Genomic DNA, 18258 nt, shown 5'->3' with positions numbered 1-18258 from the left:
TCTGCCTCGCTAAGCGCTTCCCCGCACAACGCAGGATGCCCCTGTGGTGGAACTGGTAGACGCGCCGCACTCAAAATGCGGTTCCTAACGGAGTGCCCGTTCGAGTCGGGCCAGGGGCACCATTTTCCCAATACTTGCCGTTTTTTGTCCAATTTCCTTAGTTTGAACGACTAAGGCCGGAAGGAGCGGGAGGGGATGGAAAACCCAATCGAAATAAGCGCTGGTTGCTATCAGGCGGACTTGGCGAGCATCCGGGGGTATGCGCCTATCTCGTGGCACTCTCTCCGGCAGTCCGTTTGGTTGATAGGTGAGAAAAATATCCGGATTTACGAAGCCACCACGAATATCGTCCATGCGGGCGCGGCGCTTCTGCTTCTTGTGGCTCTCGCATTCTTTTGCTTCTTCGTTTTCGCCAAAGTCGAGCCGCATCAAACCGAGCCCGCTGGGCACAAGATCCGTGCGAAACAGATGTCCAATTTCATATACAGAGCTACCGGCACACTGATCTTGCTGGCCTTGGCAATTATCGGCGCGAGCCATGAATTGTTTGGCGAATGGGCCAAGGAGCATAGCGTCACTTATTAGTCTGAAGCGATAGCATTGATCGCATTGGAAGCTCGTGGCTGGTTCAGGGCCTGGTTCAGGGCCTGGTTCAGGGCCGGGTGTCCATCAAGTTGATGCAGGACCCACGAGATATGGTGGATAAAGAGGTCGCAGCGACTTAGCGCATAGAGCCATCACTCCCTTAGTATGTCACCATCCGTTTTTGACGGAAATCGCTTGTGTTTATCGTCATCATTTGGGATTCAGCGTTATCAATGGTTAGCATTCCATCATTCCATGCCATTGCGGCAATCCTCGTAACCATTGCGATGTTCGTCGGCTTTACCCGAGGACGGCTCTCGATTGAAATCGTTTCGCTGCTCACAATCGCGGTTATTGCGGTGGGGCTTTATTTTTTCCCGCTCGAAGGCGCGGCGCCAACCGACGGCCTCCAACTCGCCTTTTCCGGGTTCGGGCATTACGCGCTTATTACAATCTGTGCGCTCATGATTATGGGCAGGGGATTGGTAGTCACTGGCGCGCTAGAGCCAGCAGCGCGTCTTTTGGAGCGCCTGTTTGCCTTTAACTTGCAATTGGGGTTGCTGGTCTCACTGCTGATCGCGTTCGGGCTTTCGATGGGTGTGAACAACACTCCCGTCCTGGTCCTGCTGATGCCGATATTTGTGACGTTGGCACATCGCGGCGCTATGGCCGCTTCCAGAACGTTAATGCCGCTCAATGCCGCCTCACTTCTCGGCGGGATGGCGACAACTATCGGGACTTCGACCAACATTCTTGTGGTTTCAATCGCGGTTGACCTGGGCATGCCGGAAATGGGTGTGTTCCATTTTACTCCCATCGTGCTTGCTGCTTCGCTTGTTGCGCTCCCCTATCTATGGCTCGTTATGCCTCGCTTGCTTGATGACAATCACGTCGAAGCCGGGGTCAAGCAAAGGCGATTTCACTCGCGCTTACGGATCAGCACGAGCTCTTCAATGGTCGGGCAGGATCTTGCAGCTATCATCCCTCGCTTACCCGAGGATATAGAATTTCATGATGCGCCCACTGGCTTGATCAAACAGCATCAACGTTTGAAGCTATCAGGTACGCATGAGGCATTAGAAGAAGCAGTTCGGACATTGAAAGGCGCGATTGCACCAGTCTGGGTTCTTGACCGGATCAAGCGGCACGCTGACGAAAAAGATCAGGACATAACCGTGGTCGAAATGACGGTCACCGAAGATTCTCGGCTGGTTTCTCGGTCTTTGCCCACATCTGGAGTCGCCGATCTTTATGGCGTTGCAGTTCTCGGTATTCATCGCCCCGAGAGATTGGGCGGAAGAGCCGATCAATATACCGGTAGCGGCGATCTGATTATTTCAGCGGGCGATGTCCTGTTGGTTATGGGCCTAACTGAAGATCTGCAGGAGTTTGGTCGCAGCGATAGCCTGCTCACCCTTGACGGGGCTCGTGAATTGCCGCGTCGGTCAAAGGCTTGGCTGGCAGCAGGCATCATGGGCGGGTCTGTGATAACCGCTGCGATTGGTTTGTTTCCAATTGCGATTTCGGCTCTCGCAGGTGCCATCCTGATGCTGGTGACTGGCTGTGTTAAGTTTGACCGAGTGGGCCGGGCATTGTCAGGGCAAGTTATCGTGCTTGTCGCAGCGAGTATCGTAATCGGGCGCATTATTCTTGAAAGCGGTGCGGCGGCTTGGTTGGGTGAGTTGCTTTCATTGATGCTCGGAAATCTGCCGCCTGCTTTGGTACTGGCTGCAATAATGTTGTTTGTTACCGTGCTAACTAATTTTGCGTCAAATGCGACTGCGGCGACCGTCGGAACTCCAATCGCATTCAGCATTGCCGAACAACTTAATCTGCCAGCAGAACCAATGATCCTCGCAGTGCTGTTCGGTTGTAATTTGTGTTACGCTACCCCGATTGCCTATCAGACCAATATGCTGATTATGTCAGAGGGAAGTTACGAGTTTAAGGACTATGTCCGGACCGGCGTTCCGCTGGTGATCTTGATGGTCACCACGCTATCGATTCTGCTGGTGATGTCATACGGAATGTGATGGATTACACCGGTTGCGTGGAATTCGACTTAATTGAGGGGATACGGGATGAAGAGCCGCTTTTTGATGAAGGGCGCTGCTGCGCTTGCGATGGTTTCGGCACCAGCTCAGGCAGATGAGCTGCGCGATGCGATAGCCGTCGATATGCCAGATCTGATGGAGATCTACCGTGACCTCCACGCCAACCCTGAACTGAGTTTCCAAGAGGTCGAAACTGCCGCGAAATTGGCGAAGCGAGCGCGGGAGCTTGGCTTCGAAGTGACAGAACGTGTGGGCAAAACCGGCGTTGTTGCGGTTATGCGTAATGGCGAAGGCCCCACGGTCATGCTGCGCGCTGATATGGATGGCCTGCCACTGGTTGAGAAGACTGGCTTGCCCTTTGCTTCCACGCGGACCGCCATCCCTGCATCGGGCCTTGAAACCGGTGTGATGCACGCTTGCGGTCACGATACACACATGACCGCTTGGGTGGGGACCGCGCAATTGATGGCCGAGCGGAAGGCCGAATGGTCCGGAACTCTGGTCATGATCTTGCAGCCTGCTGAGGAAATCGGAGAGGGCGCTTTGGCGATGCTGGAGGACGGCTTGTACGAACGTTTTCCAAAGCCCGAATATGTGCTCGGCTTCCACGACGCAGCACAATTTCCTGCCGGGATGATCGGATATTCCCCCGGATTCGCGCTCGCCAATGTCGATAGCGTCGATATTACCGTACCGGGTGTCGGCGGCCATGGAGCCTATCCCCACACGACCAAGGATCCGATTGTGCTCGCCAGCTCAATCGTCACCAAGCTGCAAACGCTGGTTAGCCGCGAGACGAGCCCACTTGATTCAGCGGTTGTTACCGTTGGCAGCTTCCATGCGGGCTTTAAGCACAACATTATTTCGGACGAGGCAAAGTTGCAGCTAACGGTTCGGTCATATTCAGACGAGTCGCGCCAACATTTGTTGGACGGCATCGCTCGCATCGCGAAGGGCGAAGCCATTGCCGCCGGTATGCCAGAGGACCGGATGCCGACAGTCACAGTACAAGATCCTTACACCCCTGCGACGTATAATTCGCCCGAATTTACCAAGGAAGTGATGGCAGGCCTGAGCACCCGTTTCGGTCCGGATCGGGTTATGCAGGTCCCGTCAGTAATGGGAGGGGAAGATTTCGGTCAGTTCATCCGTGCAGATCCTGAAAACATCAAATCTTTGATATTCTGGGTGGGCGGTGTGCCGGAAGGCGATTTTGCGAAAGCTGAGGCGGGAGAAATGGAACTCCCGTCGCTTCATAGCCCGTATTGGGCGCCTGATGCTGAGAAAGTAATCGCAACTGCGACCGAGGCGATGAGCAGCTCTGCGATAGGTCTGCTGCAAGTGGATTAGTGGTCAGTAATCAGCGCTTTCGGTACCACCGGAGCGTGCGAGTGATGCAGCGCCAGCCACCTCAATTTGCTTTTGACGCTGGGCTGCTGTCACGCCGTTGTTCATTTTTACCATTGCCGCTTCGCGTTCCGCTGGCGAGAGGGCATCAAACTGCGCTTGTGTTAGCCCCAGCTGTGCCAACATATAATTATCTACTCTAAACCCCGTATCAGCGAGGCTAAGGTCGTCCGGATTGAAACCGCTATGGATATTTTCTCCGCCTATACCGCCACCGCCACCTGATTCGTAAAAGCCGCCCAAGTCACCGCTGCCCGAATTGATACGATCATTGTTGATAATGAGCTCGTCTGTCTTGGTCTTTTCCGGCTCATACGTCGCGATGGTTTCAACACCTTGCGCGACAGCTTCTCGCTTCTCGCCATCCGCTAATAGCGCCATGCCGCCCGTTAGAGCGACTGTGACGATGGCGAAATGTTTGTACATCTTCGCGTCGACAATAATAAGAGAGCTTCGTTTTGCCATTCCATCGCACCATTAAGGCGAAGTGATTAACCACGACATGGCAAAGATGGTTTCGAAAACCTTTCAATCGCATTTGACCCGATCGATTAAAATGTAACGGCCGCCAGGGTAAAATACCCTGACGGCCGAAATCTCCTCCCCAGGAGAATTGTAATTTTATTACGTATTACTGATTGTTCAGCTGTAAGTGCCAAGCCGGTGATGCAGCGCGTTAATTTTGGCAAGTTCTTCGCGGTCATCGGTTGTTTTGGCATGGCTGGCCAACGCAGTGCGCAGCAATTTAAAATCTGCGGTCGATAGCAAGGCGCGTGCGCGGCCTGGCTCGTTCGGCTTGTTGTTTGTGTCACTCATTGTGATATTCCTTGTCCTTGTTCGGGGCGCTCGGGCAGCCGCGACTTTATACCCTCGGGTGCACTCAGGCAGCCGCGAACTGATTCATTGTGTTGGCTCCGCCACCAGCTTTCAACGCTGCTTCACCGGCAAATGCTTCCTTGTGATCGTCGCCGATGTCGGACCCTGACATGTTTTGGTGTTTCACGCAGGCAATTCCTTCACGGATTTCCTTCCGCTGCACACCTTTAACATAGCCGAGCATACCCTGATCGCCGAAATATTCTTTGGCGAGGTTGTCAGTGCTCAGAGCCGCCGTGTGATAAGTCGGCAGAGTGATCAGGTGGTGGAAGATGCCGGCCTGTGCTGCTGCATCGCGTTGGAAAGTACGGATTTTCTCATCCGCTTCAGTGGCAAGCGCGGTCTCATCATAGTCCACGCTCATCAATTTATCGCGGTCATACGCAGATACATCTTTGTCGGCCGCTGCCCAGGCATCGTAAACCTGCTGGCGGAAGTTCAATGTCCAGTTGAAGCTCGGCGAGTTGTTATAAACGAGTTTTGCGTTTGGAATGACTTCGCGAATGCGGTCAACCATTCCGCCGATCTGGCCGATGTGGGGCTTTTCCGTCTCGATCCACAGCAAGTCCGCACCGTTTTGAAGCGAGGTGATGCTGTCAAGAACGCAGCGATCTTCGCCGGTTCCAGCGCGGAACTGGAACAGGTTGGATGGAAGGCGCTTTGGTCTAAGCAGTTTGCCTTCGCGGCTTAAGAATACGTCACCGTTCTGGATTGCGGATGGGTCAATCTCTTCGCAATCAAGGAAACTGTTATACTGGTCGCCCAGATCACCCTCTTCCTTGGTCACCGCGATTTGTTTGGTCAGGCCGGCACCCAGCGAGTCGGTACGTGCAACGATAATACCGTCTTCAACACCCAACTCGAGGAAAGCGTAACGCAGCGCTCGGATCTTTTGCAAGAAGTCCTCGTGCGGAACCGTAACTTTGCCGTCTTGGTGGCCGCATTGCTTCTCGTCCGAAACCTGATTTTCGATTTGCAGCGCGCAGGCGCCAGCTTCGATCATTTTCTTGGCAAGAAGGTAAGTCGCTTCAGCATTGCCGAAACCGGCATCGATGTCGGCAATGATCGGAACGACGTGCGTTTCGAAATTATCAATAGCGTGCTCAATGCGCTTAGCCTCAACTTCGTCACCCGCGTCGCGAGCTGCGTCGAGTTCGCGGAACAGGCCGCCCAGCTCTCGAGCGTCTGCTTGTTTGAGGAAGGTGTAGAGCTCCTCAATCAATGCAGGAACGCTAGTCTTCTCATGCATCGACTGATCGGGCAGAGGGCCAAATTCGCTGCGTAGCGCGGCGACCATCCAGCCTGACAGATACAGGTAACGCTGTTTCGTGCCGCCAAAATGCTTCTTGATCGAAATCATCTTTTGCTGCGCGATAAATCCGTGCCAGCAGCCCAGCGACTGTGTGTATTGGGCAGGATCAGCGTCATAGGCGTCCATATCGTCACGCATGATCTTGGCGGTGTATCTGGCAATATCGATGCCGGTGTTAAAGCGGTTTTGCAGCTGCATTCGGGCTGCGGTTTCTGCATCAATTGCGTTCCAAGGCGAACCCTGACCGCTGATGGTGTTGTTCAGCGCGCTAATCTTGTCCTGGTAGTTCACGTATATTCTCCAAAAGGGGGTTTGGCATCGCTGCCTTCTTCACTGTGATGGAGGGGTGGGACGGAAAACAACAGAGAATATTACAAACTATCTTGTCTAAATGCTTCAATTGAGGCAGGTGTTCGTGTGGTGTTGTAAATAAATTGACAAATGACGAAGGCGCAGGCGATGTCCGAAAATTCTTTGTTCGCTGGTCCTGCGTTGCGCAGATTGCGGAAACGTGAAGGCTTGACGCAGGTGGCGATGGCGGCGCGCCTTTCCATATCGCCGAGCTATCTGAACCTGTTGGAGCGCAATCAGCGCCCCCTATCAGCTCGGGTCATCGTGCAGATTGTCGATCAGTTCGATTTCGATCCTAGGAATCTGCGAGAAGACGAAGCAATTGGCGGCATTGACGGGCTTGCGCGGAGGTTGGCTGACGACCGGTTCTCGGAATTTGGTATCGATCGCGATGAGATCGGCGAGTTTATCGCGTCTGCGCCACATGTCGCTGCTGCGTTTGCAAGGCTCTACGACACTGCGGGAACGGCTGCGCAGCGAACCGATGACCCGTTGATTCAATCGAGAGTTGAAATTGAGCGCTGGCGCAATCACTTCGCCGATCTTGATACCAAAGCAGAAGAGCTGGCAGACGAACTTCGCTTGTCTCGCAGTGATATTGGCGTTGGCTTGGCCGAACGTTTGCGAGAAAAGCACCAATTGGCCATCCGCATCCTCCCTCGCGAGGTGATGCCCGATTCACTACGACGACTCGATCTGCACGCCCGCCAATTGCAATTGTCGGAGATGTTGACGCCCGAATCGCGCAATTTCCAGGTTGCTCTCCAGATTGCTCAATTGGAACAGCAGGCCGAGGTGACTGGAATCGCGTCCGGAGCCCAATCGATTGACGAAGCAGCGCGCAAATTGTTTGAACGCCATCTCTATGGTTATTTTGCTGCCGCACTGTTGATGCCTTATTCTCGTTTCCTACGTGCGTGCGAGGCAACCAATTATGACTTGCTCGTACTGCAAAGGCGTTTCAGCGTCAGTTTCGAGCAGCTCGCGCATAGGTTGACTACGCTCCAGAGAGTTGGGCAGCGCGGCCTGCCATTTTTCATGGCGAGGATCGACCGAGCAGGGCAGTTTTCAAAACGCTTTGCCGGGGCGAGCTCAGCGACTTTACTGGAAAGCGAGGCCAGCTGCCCGCTGTGGGTCGCAAATTCAGCGTTCGAAAGGCACGGTGACCTCTGCACCCAGTCTATTGCGGTTGAGGGAGCTGATGCGGGACCAGGCGATTGGTTCACAATTGCTAAGACGGTGGAAGGCAGTGGTGCCAGCGGTGATGCGCGGTTTGTCGTGGTGCTCGGCCTAGAGGCAGGGCTTGCTAGCAGCCTGGCTCAGGCACGAGGAGCAGATTTGCAGAAAGGCAGCGCGCAAAAGATCGGACTTGGCTGTTCTCGGTGCCATCGTCCTTCATGCCGTCAACGGTCGTTGCCTCCTCGCGGTGCCGTTTTGAATTTCGACCCGTTAAACCGGGGAATAACACCTTTTCAATTCGGTCGAAACTGATGTATTGGCTTAGGTCATTGACAATGCTTGCAATTATGTGAGCATTTTTGGCATTGGGAGCCACATATGACTGAAGAACGCATTACGCGCACCGAGACTGCCGAAGGCGAAACTCATACGCATACTACAGTAATCAAGGATAGCTCTGAAGGTGGATCAAAAAGCTGGCTGTTTTTGGTAATCCTGCTGATCGCTGTGGTCGGTGGTATTTACGTCTTCACCCAAATGGGTGGTGCAGAAGTAGCCAAAGATACCGCGATCGCTGACGCAGCCGAGCAAGTTGGCGATGCGGCAACCAAAGTCGGCGATGCGGCTGAGGAAGCTGCCGACACAGTGACTGGCGGCGAATAACTCGCAATTAACGTTTCTAGACCGCAGAACCCTGCCCAAAAATATCGATGTGTAAAGTTTACCGACATTTCACACATATCTCCTAGTCCGATGGTCCATCAATGGGATTATCGGGCCGGGAAATATGATCCGACTGTTTAAACATTACATTCCAAACGCTGTCATGCTGCTGGCTTTGTTCGACTTGGCCTTGTTGTTCTTGGGCGGCGAACTTGCTTGGTTGCTACGCGCTTCTCAGATCGGGATGGAAGCTGGAAGTATTGCCACGCGAACGCTGCCGCTCGCGGGCTACGTGCTCATTGTGTGGATCGCGATGGTTTCTGTCGGAGTTTATGGCAGCGATGCCTTGCGCTCCATGCGGTTTGCTTGCGCCCGATTGTTGGTTGCGGTGAGTTTGGGAATTATTGCTCTTTCATTTATCGACTTCTTGCTTCCCGGCGCGACTTTTTGGCGGTCGACACTGCTTTATGCGATGGGATTGTCCGTTATATTGTTGATCCTCAACCGGCTGCTGGTCGGCGGGTTTTTGGGCAATTCTGCATTCCGACGGCGCGTGATGGTGCTCGGCGCTGGTGACCGCGCTATGCGTTTGAAAAAACTTGGCGAAGAGCCAGGCTCCGGCTTTGCGATCGTATCGTTCATCGGAATGAACGAAGGCGAACAGGTGGTGGCCGAGGCAATTGCCCGCGGCGCAATCCATGATTTGGGCCGCTTTGTCGAAAATCTGGGTGCTAGCGAAGTGGTATTGGCGCTGGAGGAACGGCGTAATGCTCTGCCGCTCAAAGATTTGCTCCGCATGAAGACGATGGGGGTCCACATCAATGACTTCAGCAGCTTCGTTGAACGCGAAACCGGACGTGTCGATCTTGATTCCGTAAACCCCAGCTGGTTGATTTTCTCGGATGGATTTTCGTCAGGCAGAATGTTTTCAAGCGTTGCCAAGCGGTTCTTTGACATCGCCGCGAGCTCGTTACTGCTGCTTTTGACGTTCCCGATTATCGCGCTATTCGCCTTGCTGGTTAAGCTCGACAGCAAAGGTCCAGCATTCTTCCGTCAGCCCAGAGTCGGCCTTTACGGCCAGAATTTTGATGTCATCAAACTACGTTCCATGCGCACCGATGCCGAGAAGGATGGCGTGAAATGGGCGGAGAAGAATGATCCGCGTATTACCCGCCTTGGCCGGTTTATCCGTAAAGTGCGGATTGATGAATTGCCCCAGACATGGACCGTTTTGAAGGGTGAAATGAGCTTTGTCGGGCCGCGCCCCGAAGTGCCCAAATTTGTTGGCGATCTGGAGCAGAAGCTCCCATATTATGCCGAACGTCATATGGTTAAACCGGGCATCACCGGTTGGGCTCAGATCAACTATCCCTATGGCGCATCGATTGAAGATGCGCGGCACAAGCTGGAATATGATCTCTATTATGCCAAGAACTATACGCCGTTCCTTGATCTGTTGATCTTGCTGCAAACGCTCCGTGTAGTCCTGTGGCCCGAAGGGGCGCGGTGATGGAAGGCTGGATCGAAATATGGATGCTGGGTGTCTTTGGCCTATATTTGGTCGCAGCTGCTGGCAGTTTCCTTGCCGCTTTGTGGATCGCAACACGCGGCGACAAAGATCGGCCTGACCATAAGGCAATAATTGGCGCGCTTGCTGTCACCTCGGCTTGGTGCCTTTGTGTCGCGGCGCTTGGCCCCGCTGCCGCTCTTTCATCTGTTGCCGAGATTCTGCGCGATTTCGCCTGGATCCTCGTCGTCTATCGCCTATTTGCAAATGACGGCCGACACGAGACGCTTAAGCCGATACGGCCTGTCGTATACGCGCTAGGCTTTGTTGAATGTCTCCAGCTGGCATTGTTGTTCGTGCAATTGCGCTTTGCAGTAACAGCCGAGATTGATGCGATTGTTTTCCAGTTAAGCGCCATGTTCCGCGTCATGGTTGCGGTTGGTGCGTTGGTACTCCTGCACAATTTATATTTGGGCGCGGTGCAAAGTATTCGCTCGGTTCTGCGTTGGACTGCAGCCGCTCTTGCAGGTCTGTTTGCATTCGACCTTAACTTTTTCACTGTCGCCTATATGGGCGGTGGATTGCCGCTTGAATTAACCGCAGTGCGCGGGCTTGTGGTCGCCGTTGTCTGCCTGCCCTTTGCGATCGGATCAACTCGGAGCGCGGCAAGCATTCGGCTGAGCCCTTCGCGAAGCGTCGCATTCCAGACGCTCTCGCTGCTGTTAATTGGCGCATATCTGCTGCTTATGGTGGGCATCGCTCAATCGCTGTCGATGTTGGGCGGGGATGTGGGGCGTCTTACTCAAGTCGGTTTCACTTTTGCAGCTACCGTATTCGCTCTGATGTGGCTGCCTTCGCACCGCCTTCGAGGTTGGGTTCGGGTGACTGCTGTCAAACATTTGTTCCAGCACCGTTATGACTACCGTGCCGAATGGCTTCGCTTTACCCGGACAATCGGGCAGGGCGATGACGTTAATCAGTCGCTGCAAGAACGGGCGATCAAAGCGATGGCTGACATCACTGACAGCCCGTCCGGTTTGCTACTGTTGCAGGATGATAACGGGTCGTTGGAGCTCGCATCGCGCTGGTTGTGGCGCGAAATTGAAGTGCCCACAGCCTCAATTCCGACCGGTCTTGCGAAATTGTTCGAAGAGAAAAACTTCATACTTGATGTCGACGACATCCGAAATGGCAAAGACCAGCATGGCGAATCCGCAATGATGCCAAGTTGGATACAAGATACGCCTGAGGCGTGGGCTTTGGTCCCTTTGCTCCACTTTGACCGGTTAACCGGAATAATTGTGCTTGCGCGGCCGGCAGCGCCGAGGCGGCTTGATTGGGAAGATTTCGATCTCTTGCGTGTAGTTGGACAACAACTTTCCAGTTATCTCGCCGAGCAAGCAGGGCAGCAAGCTTTGATGGAATCGGCGCGGTTTGATGAATTCAACCGCCGTATCGCTTTTGTGATGCACGACATCAAAAACTTGGCCAGCCAGATGTCCTTGCTTGCCCGTAATGCCGAGAAGCATGCCGAAAAACCTGAATTTCGGGCTGATATGCTGGTTACATTGAGGAACAGTGCAGACAAGCTAAATGGTTTGCTGGCACGTTTGGGACGCTACGGAACAAACAGTTCAGAAAAGCGCGAGCCAGTCGATCTTGACCAAGTCGCCAAGCGCGTGCTGAGCCAGTATGAAAATGCCCATTCGGTCTCCATAGTTAGAAGTGAAAACAGCCAAGTGCTGGCTGACGCCGAAGGTCTCGAACAAGCGCTGGTGCATTTGATGCAAAATGCGATTGACGCAAGCGAGGCCGATTCTCCGGTATATCTCGACGTAAGTTGTGACGGATTGCGCGGTAGGATTGATGTTGTCGATTCGGGGACAGGCATGAGTGCCGAATTCATCCGTAACGGGCTTTTTAAGCCGTTTGTGTCCTCCAAAAATGCCGGTTTCGGAATTGGCGCATTCGAAGCGCGAGAGATGGTTCGTGCAATGGGTGGCAGGCTCGACGTTGACTCGCGAGAGGGCCTTGGAACCAGGTTCTCGATTTCGTTTCCACTCTCGGCAGTCTCCGGTTTTCTTTCCGACACAGAAACCCACCAACAGGCAGAGGTCGCATAATGGCGCATGACAAACCAGAAGCTTTGCCCAAGCTGCTTATTATCGAAGATGATGAGGGCCTTCAGGCCCAGCTGAAATGGGCTTATGAGGATTTCGAAGTTACCGTGGTCGGAGACCGTGAAAGCGCGCTGACTGCGTTACGGTCTGTTGAGCCCGATGTCGTTACACTCGATCTCGGACTGCCGCCTGACCCCGATGGAACGACCGAGGGTTTTGCAGTTCTTGATGCTATCATGACGCTTCGGCCCGAAACCAAGGTCATCGTAGCATCAGGCCACGGCGCGCGAGAAAGCGCATTGCAAGCGATTGAACGCGGCGCCTATGATTTCTATCAAAAGCCGGTCGATATTGAAGCGCTGGGATTAATTGTCCGCAGGGCGAATAACCTTGCGACTATCGAACAAGAGAACCGCCGTTTGGCTAGTAAGGTTGGTGATGAAAAAACTGTTCTAGGCGGGTTAATCACCGCCGCGCCCGAGATGGTCAAAGTCGCAAGGACCATTGAGCGCGTCGCCGATGCAAATGTTTCGGTAATGCTGCTCGGCGCGAGCGGCACGGGCAAGGAATTGCTTGCACAGGGGCTTCATGATGCCAGCAAGCGCCGCGATGGTGCCTTCGTGGCGATCAATTGTGCAGCGATCCCCGAAAATCTGCTGGAAAGCGAGCTGTTCGGTCACGAGAAGGGTGCCTTCACGGGTGCCGTCAAGACAACCGAAGGCAAGATTGAGCAGGCTCAAGGGGGTACGTTATTCCTCGATGAGGTCGGCGATATTCCTTTACCATTGCAGGTAAAATTACTCCGCTTCTTGCAAGAGAGGACGATTGAACGGATCGGCGGACGCAAACCTATCGCTGTTGATACGCGTATCGTTTGCGCTACGCACCAAGATTTGGAAGCGATGATTGGGGAGGGCAGTTTCCGCGAGGATTTGTTCTATCGCCTAGCTGAAATCGTCATCAAGATCCCGACTCTTGCCGAACGGCCCGGCGATGCAACCCTGCTGGCAAAGGCATTTCTAAACCGTTTTTCCAAAGAAATGAATCCAAACGTCAAAGGCTTCGCCAGCGATGCTTTGGCGGCAATCGATGGTTGGGGCTGGCCTGGAAATGTCCGCGAACTCGAGAACCGTGTCAAACGCGCGGTGATTATGGCAGATGAAAAGCTAATCGGTGCCGACGATATGGACCTGGACACGAGTGAAGAAAGCGATACCGACGTCCTAAACCTGAAAAGCGCGCGTGAAGTGGCAGACCGCAAAGTGATCCGCCACGCTTTGGCACGAAGTGAGGGCAATATTTCGAGCACCGCGAAGATGCTCGGGATAAGCCGGCCAACGCTTTACGACCTGCTCAAGCAGTATGATCTTCACGCGTGAGCGCCTTCTTCTAAGGCCGCTTATTGCGGTTCTGATGCTTGGTCTCGCAGCTTGCAGCGACACTGATCCCGAACTTGCGCCTATTGAACGTGCTCAGCATTCGCTTGCGGCCGGTGACGGGATTGCCGCAGAAGTGATCCTGCGTGAGATGATTGTCGCCGGTGTCAGGCCTCAAGACGTCGCCGCGTATCTTGGCGAGGCTGAACTACGGCAGGGTCAAACCGCAGAGGCCCGTCAATGGCTGGGCGAGGGCAATTTTTCGAAACAAACGCGTGGTCACGGTTTCCACATGCTTGGCAGGTTGGAGATGGAAGAAGGCAATTTGCCCGAAGCCGGCCGGGCGTTTGACAAAGCTCTAGCTGACAAACCAGAAGACGCAGAATTATGGGTCGATATTGGCCGTTTACGCTATCGCGGAGGTGAACAGATGCAGGCTGTGGAGGCCAGCATCAAAGCCGTCGAATTTGATGAGTTAAACCCGACAGCACTTCAATTTCGCGCGCAATTGGTGCGCGATTCACAGGGAATGCAGGCAGCGCTTAGCTGGTTTGAGCAAGCGTTGGAACGTAACCCCGAGAATACCGGATTGTTGTATGAATATGCCGCCACCTTGGGAGAGATGGGCCGCGCGCGGGAAATGTTGGTGAACATCCGTAAGATTGCCAAGATTAATCCCGCCAACCGCAAAATATACTACCTCCAAGCTGTACTCGCTGCACGTGCCGGGAAATTTGAATTGGCCCGGCTGTTGTTGCTGAGGGCCGACAAAGCGACGTTGGATTTGCCTGCGGCAATGCTGCTATCTGGTATTATCGACGTCGAAAATGGTAATTATGCCAGCGCTGCTCAGACGCTGGAAGCTCTGGCTGCAAAGCAGCCAGAGAACCGTAGGGTTCAACAGGTTTTGGCGCGGGCGCTAGCTCTCGGCGGAAATGATGACGAGGTGATTTACCTCTATGCCGATGCTGCCAATTTGCCTGGCGCTTCCCCATATCTCAAATCTTTGGTGGCGAGATCCTACGAAGCTCTGGATCAAAGGGATAAAGCCGGACCATTGCTGGATCAGGCTGCCAGACTGCGCTCGGACAATCTGGTCGCGGTGGAAGGCGTAAGTGCGCTGGAAGCAGCGGAAGCTCGCGGGTCAGAATCGGGCAAAGATGCGCTGGATTTAATCAGGGCCCGTATTGTGTCTGGAAACGCACAAGGTGCTGTTGCTGCCGCAGCAAATTTTGCCGGCCAATTTCCGGGGTCGTTTGATGCATTATCGCTCGCCGGGGACGCAAACTTGGCCGCGCGCCGATATAATGCGGCGATTGAAAATTACGATAAGGCGGCGACCATTCGTCAAACATGGACGCTAACGCGCAAAATGATCAAAGCGTATCATGGCGCCAAGCAAAGCGATGCGGCGCTCGAACTGCTAGCCCGGTATTTCGTCGGAGACCAAGCAAATGTTGAAGCAGCGACTTTGCTAGCGCGTGAGGCGCTGAAACGGGACGATCTGGATGCTGCAGCGATTTTTGCCGATCACGCGTTGACCAATGGCGGAGCGAGAGATTTCGCTTTGTTAAGCCTAAGGTCCAAGATTGCATTTTTGATGAAAGAGTTCGATTTTGGCCTCGCTCTCGCGGAGGAAGCTTATCGCTTACAGCCGATGAGCCATTTGGCTACTGCGCAGCTCGCTGCTGCCTATCGTAAAGTGGAGGGCGGCAAGCTCCACGCTGCCCAGCTGGGCACAAAGGCCAAACGGTTGAAGCGATAAACCGATTCCGATTCGACATTCGGCGGCACCGGGGGCAGGGCGGTCCGAATGTTTGGCCTGATCTCACGAATAGACATTATGATCCGGATGCTGATTGTGGCGATTGTGCTTGCGAGCATTGTGCCCGCAACTGGCGCCGCGCGAGAGATCGCGCAGCAGATTTCCAATTTGGCGATCTTTGTGTTGTTTTTCTTGAACGGCGTAAGGTTGTCTCGCTCCGAAGTGTCACGCGGAGTTCGCAATATGCGTCTGATATTGCCGCTTGTGCTATGGTGCTTCGGCGCGATGGCGGCGGCGGGGTTGGGGCTGTCAGTATTAGCGGGCGGGATACTTCCACCCTTGATTGCGCTTGGCTTGCTTTATCTTGGCGTTCTGCCTTCAACAGTTCAGTCTGCCACTGCCTACACATCGATGGCAGGCGGCAATGTCGCCAGCTCGGTTGTATCGGCTGCTTTGCTCAATATTCTCGGGGTCTTTATTTCCGCGCCGATCTTCGCTTGGCTCAGCGGGGGCGGATATGTTGAATTGGGGTTTGATGGTTTGATGCGGCTGTTCCTGATCTTGATCCTGCCATTCGCTTTGGGTCAGATTGCCCAATCGAAGCTGTCGCCGTGGCTCAAGGGACACCCAGCGCTTGTTGGCTGGATGGATCGGACCGCGATTTCAATCGCGGTTTATGTGGCGTTTTCCGGGGCGGTGGAGCAAGATTTATGGGGCAAGTTGGATATGATAGGCTGGGGCTGGTTGACGGCATTGCTGTGCGCCTTCCTCCTTTTTGCCTATTTCGGAGCATGGATCCTTTCGGGCGTATTGCGGCTTGGCTTGGGCAATCGGATATCATTTACCTTTGCTGGCGCACACAAGAGCCTAGCGATGGGTGCACCGCTCGCCTTGGTTATCTTTCCGCCAGAAAGCGCCGGGCTTATACTAGTCCCGCTGCTGATTTATCATTTGCTTCAATTGGTGGTTTCAGCGCCGCTGGCTAATCGCTTTGTGGTGATGAGGGCTGCGCGTTAAATTCCTTGCGATTATGGCGTACGGACCACCATAGCGACAGACCAATCAGCACGGCCCCGATCAAGCCGGTAATCGTCTCGGGAATGTGAAACTTCGCTGAAAACAGCATGATTCCGCCCAAAACGATGATCGCCCAAAATGCCCCATGCTCTAGGAAGCGATATTGCGCGAGTGTGCCCTGTTTCACCAAGTGGATCGTCATCGAGCGTACGAACATCGCGCCGATAGATAGTCCCAGCGCAATCACAATCATGTTGTTGGAAAGCGCAAAAGCACCAATCACACCATCAAAGCTGAACGATGCATCGAGCACGTTGAGATAAAGAAACCCGCCAAGCCCGCCACGTACCACCGCGCCTTGCAATTTTGCGGCTTCTTCCTTCAATTCGAGGATGGTGTTGACGCCCTCGACTGCGATGAACGTAACTAGTCCCAGTATGCCGGCTACAAGAAACGTCAGGGCATCTGCGTCATCAAGCAGGCCGGATATTCCCCACATAACAAGCAGCAACAGCGCGATTTCCAAAGCTGGAAGAGCGGCGAACTTACTCAATTGGGCCTCGATCCAGCCGATCCAGTGAATATCTTTTTCCAGATCAAAGAAAAATTTGAGGCCGACCATTGCCAAAAATGCGCCGCCAAATCCGGCGATGCCGACATGGGCAGAGCTGACAATTCGCTCATATTCCTCGGGTTCGTTGAGCGACAAATTAATCGTTTCCATTGGACCAAGGCCAGCGGCGATAGCGACAATCGCCAGCGGAAAAACAACCCGCATGCCAAATACCGCAAAGGCTATACCCCATGTCAGGAACCGCTTTTGCCAGACTTCACTCATATCCTTGAGAACCGATGCGTTGACCACAGCATTGTCGAAGCTAAGCGAGATTTCCAGCACCGACAGCACAATTACGATCCATAGAAGCGACAAGGTGCCGCCAATCGTGCCCGTGCTCGACCATCCGTACCAAGCAGCCAACCCCAGGCAGACTAGGGTGAATCCGAATGAGAGCTTATAATAGCGTAACAGCGTGTCCATGCGTGAACCTTGCGTTATTGTTTATTGTAGGCTGCCCGCGGAAGGGCAATTGCGAGATCGCGGTTAGGGCTTAGGCTGATAGGTTTGCGCCTCGCTTGGGAAGCTACGCTCTCTTACTTCTTCTGCGTAAGTCTGCACAGTTTTTTCGATCATTCCGGCAATGTCTTCGTATTTTTTTACGAAGCGAGGAACGCGCTCGAACATTCCTAGCATGTCTTCTGTTACGAGCACTTGGCCGTCGCACATCGCAGATGCTCCGATCCCGATTGTGGGGCAGCCGATGGCTTGTGTGACCTCGATGGCGATTGGTTCGACAACACCTTCAACAACAACGGCAAAGGCACCGGCTTTATCTAATGCCTGAGCATCAGTCACAATTTTGTCTGCTTCGTTTTCGCTGCGACCGCGCGCCATATAGCCGCCGAGTACATTTACCGCCTGAGGTGTCAGGCCAACATGACCCATTACGGGGATCCCTCGCTGGTTCAGGAAGGCAACAGTTTCCGCCATCGCTTCGCCGCCTTCGAGCTTGACCGCCGCAGCGCCAGTTTGCTTCAAAAGATAGGCTGCGCTTTCGAACGCTTGCTCTTTGGAAGCTTCGTAGGATCCGAACGGCATGTCCACCACGACTACCGAGTGATACGAACCACGCACCACCGCCGCGCCATGATTGGCCATCATTTCCAGCGTTACCGGGATGGTGGAGGGCAGGCCGTAGATCACTTGACCAAGAGAATCTCCAACCAACAACAGATCACAGTGCGTGTCGAGCAATTGTGCCTGACGCGCGGTATAGGCGGTGAGCATGACGAGCGGTTCTGCGGTTACTCCGTCAATTTTGCGCTGGCGGATTTTTGGCACAGTCAGACGCTTCATCGGGGCTGGCGTGGGTGTCGCACGGCTGGTGCTGGTGTCGAGCTGGAAGGTTGTAGACATAAGCACGCTTCTAGCGGAGCCGGTGATTTGCGCAAATCCTGTCTCGACTAAGGCGTAAATTCATTGCACAA

General features: G+C 53.9%; 15 protein-coding genes and 1 tRNA gene. 11 read left to right on the top strand and 5 right to left on the bottom strand.

Translation table 11 applies throughout. The features are described from left to right. Positions 1–37: 37 nt before the first annotated feature. The 4 genes from GRI36_RS09585 to GRI36_RS09570 all read left to right on the top strand — a co-directional run bounded on the left by GRI36_RS09585 (position 38) and on the right by GRI36_RS09570 (position 3989). Positions 38–122 (top strand) — tRNA-Leu (locus tag GRI36_RS09585). Between the two features lie 73 nt (positions 123–195). Then, complete coding sequence (locus tag GRI36_RS09580; RefSeq protein WP_160598264.1) at positions 196–585, top strand: hypothetical protein; 390 nt, start codon at positions 196–198, stop codon at positions 583–585. Positions 586–818: 233 nt separating this feature from the next. After that, positions 819–2618, top strand: coding sequence for an SLC13 family permease (locus GRI36_RS09575; protein WP_160598263.1), 1800 nt, complete (start codon positions 819–821; stop codon positions 2616–2618). A gap of 48 nt (positions 2619–2666) precedes the next feature. After that, positions 2667–3989, top strand: a complete 1323-nt coding sequence (locus tag GRI36_RS09570) for an amidohydrolase (RefSeq protein ID WP_160598262.1) — start codon at positions 2667–2669, stop codon at positions 3987–3989. A gap of 3 nt (positions 3990–3992) precedes the next feature. Here GRI36_RS09570 and GRI36_RS09565 read toward each other — a convergent pair whose 3' ends face one another. The 3 genes from GRI36_RS09565 to GRI36_RS09560 form a co-directional block, all read right to left on the bottom strand. After that, a complete protein-coding gene (locus GRI36_RS09565; protein ID WP_160598261.1) occupies positions 3993–4511 on the bottom strand; it encodes a hypothetical protein in 519 nt (172 codons plus the stop codon). A gap of 177 nt (positions 4512–4688) precedes the next feature. Then, complete coding sequence (locus GRI36_RS13740; RefSeq protein WP_202392154.1) at positions 4689–4862, bottom strand: hypothetical protein; 174 nt, start codon at positions 4860–4862, stop codon at positions 4689–4691. 64 nt (positions 4863–4926) lie between these two features. Beyond that, positions 4927–6525, bottom strand: coding sequence for an isocitrate lyase (locus tag GRI36_RS09560; protein WP_160598260.1), 1599 nt, complete (start codon positions 6523–6525; stop codon positions 4927–4929). Between the two features lie 168 nt (positions 6526–6693). Between GRI36_RS09560 and GRI36_RS09555 the strand changes: the two genes are divergently transcribed. The 7 genes from GRI36_RS09555 to GRI36_RS09525 all read left to right on the top strand — a co-directional run bounded on the left by GRI36_RS09555 (position 6694) and on the right by GRI36_RS09525 (position 16212). Continuing rightward, the gene (locus tag GRI36_RS09555; protein ID WP_160598259.1) at positions 6694–8076 is read left to right on the top strand and encodes a helix-turn-helix domain-containing protein; all 1383 of its coding nucleotides are present in this window, start codon (positions 6694–6696) and stop codon (positions 8074–8076) included. 66 nt (positions 8077–8142) lie between these two features. Next, a complete protein-coding gene (locus tag GRI36_RS09550) occupies positions 8143–8427 on the top strand; it encodes a hypothetical protein (protein ID WP_160598258.1) in 285 nt (94 codons plus the stop codon). A gap of 124 nt (positions 8428–8551) precedes the next feature. Continuing rightward, positions 8552–9937: a TIGR03013 family XrtA/PEP-CTERM system glycosyltransferase gene (locus GRI36_RS09545; protein WP_160598257.1), complete on the top strand. Its 1386-nt coding sequence runs from the start codon at positions 8552–8554 to the stop codon at positions 9935–9937. After that, complete coding sequence (gene prsK / locus GRI36_RS09540; RefSeq protein WP_235902214.1) at positions 9937–12057, top strand: XrtA/PEP-CTERM system histidine kinase PrsK; 2121 nt, start codon at positions 9937–9939, stop codon at positions 12055–12057. Before GRI36_RS09545 ends, prsK begins: the two co-directional genes overlap by 1 nt. Next, positions 12057–13433, top strand: a complete 1377-nt coding sequence (gene prsR / locus GRI36_RS09535) for a PEP-CTERM-box response regulator transcription factor (protein WP_160598256.1) — start codon at positions 12057–12059, stop codon at positions 13431–13433. The genes prsK and prsR overlap by 1 nt, the downstream gene beginning before the upstream one ends. A 34-nt stretch (positions 13434–13467) precedes the next feature. Continuing rightward, positions 13468–15195: a tetratricopeptide repeat protein gene (locus tag GRI36_RS09530; protein ID WP_160598255.1), complete on the top strand. Its 1728-nt coding sequence runs from the start codon at positions 13468–13470 to the stop codon at positions 15193–15195. Between the two features lie 48 nt (positions 15196–15243). Next, positions 15244–16212, top strand: coding sequence for a bile acid:sodium symporter family protein (locus tag GRI36_RS09525; RefSeq protein ID WP_160598254.1), 969 nt, complete (start codon positions 15244–15246; stop codon positions 16210–16212). Here the strand turns inward: GRI36_RS09525 and GRI36_RS09520 are convergent. After that, entirely contained in the window at positions 16178–17251 is a 1074-nt protein-coding gene (locus GRI36_RS09520; protein ID WP_160598253.1) for a DUF475 domain-containing protein, read from the bottom strand. The genes GRI36_RS09525 and GRI36_RS09520 overlap by 35 nt on opposite strands. 63 nt (positions 17252–17314) lie before the next feature. Beyond that, positions 17315–18187 (bottom strand): 3-methyl-2-oxobutanoate hydroxymethyltransferase, encoded by an 873-nt coding sequence (panB, locus tag GRI36_RS09515; RefSeq protein WP_160598252.1) that lies wholly within the window; start codon positions 18185–18187, stop codon positions 17315–17317. Positions 18188–18258 lie beyond the last annotated feature (71 nt).

The organism is Pontixanthobacter gangjinensis (genome assembly GCF_009827545.1).
In the GTDB taxonomy this organism is placed as follows: Bacteria; Pseudomonadota; Alphaproteobacteria; order Sphingomonadales; family Sphingomonadaceae; genus Pontixanthobacter; species Pontixanthobacter gangjinensis.
This window is presented reverse-complemented; position numbering and strand designations above follow the sequence as displayed.

Bases quoted from the DNA above. Each gene is read 5' to 3' on its own strand.
- GRI36_RS09580 (WP_160598264.1), top strand. From the start codon at position 196: ATGGAAAACCCAATCGAAATAAGCGCTGGTTGCTATCAGGCGGACTTG.
- GRI36_RS09575 (WP_160598263.1), top strand. From the start codon at position 819: ATGGTTAGCATTCCATCATTCCATGCCATTGCGGCAATCCTCGTAACC.
- GRI36_RS09570 (WP_160598262.1), top strand. From the start codon at position 2,667: ATGAAGAGCCGCTTTTTGATGAAGGGCGCTGCTGCGCTTGCGATGGTT.
- GRI36_RS09565 (WP_160598261.1), bottom strand. From the start codon at position 4,511: ATGGCAAAACGAAGCTCTCTTATTATTGTCGACGCGAAGATGTACAAA.
- GRI36_RS13740 (WP_202392154.1), bottom strand. From the start codon at position 4,862: ATGAGTGACACAAACAACAAGCCGAACGAGCCAGGCCGCGCACGCGCC.
- GRI36_RS09555 (WP_160598259.1), top strand. From the start codon at position 6,694: ATGTCCGAAAATTCTTTGTTCGCTGGTCCTGCGTTGCGCAGATTGCGG.
- GRI36_RS09550 (WP_160598258.1), top strand. From the start codon at position 8,143: ATGACTGAAGAACGCATTACGCGCACCGAGACTGCCGAAGGCGAAACT.
- GRI36_RS09545 (WP_160598257.1), top strand. From the start codon at position 8,552: ATGATCCGACTGTTTAAACATTACATTCCAAACGCTGTCATGCTGCTG.
- prsK (WP_235902214.1), top strand. From the start codon at position 9,937: ATGGAAGGCTGGATCGAAATATGGATGCTGGGTGTCTTTGGCCTATAT.
- prsR (WP_160598256.1), top strand. From the start codon at position 12,057: ATGGCGCATGACAAACCAGAAGCTTTGCCCAAGCTGCTTATTATCGAA.
- GRI36_RS09530 (WP_160598255.1), top strand. From the start codon at position 13,468: ATGCTTGGTCTCGCAGCTTGCAGCGACACTGATCCCGAACTTGCGCCT.
- GRI36_RS09525 (WP_160598254.1), top strand. From the start codon at position 15,244: ATGTTTGGCCTGATCTCACGAATAGACATTATGATCCGGATGCTGATT.
- GRI36_RS09520 (WP_160598253.1), bottom strand. From the start codon at position 17,251: ATGGACACGCTGTTACGCTATTATAAGCTCTCATTCGGATTCACCCTA.
- panB (WP_160598252.1), bottom strand. From the start codon at position 18,187: ATGTCTACAACCTTCCAGCTCGACACCAGCACCAGCCGTGCGACACCC.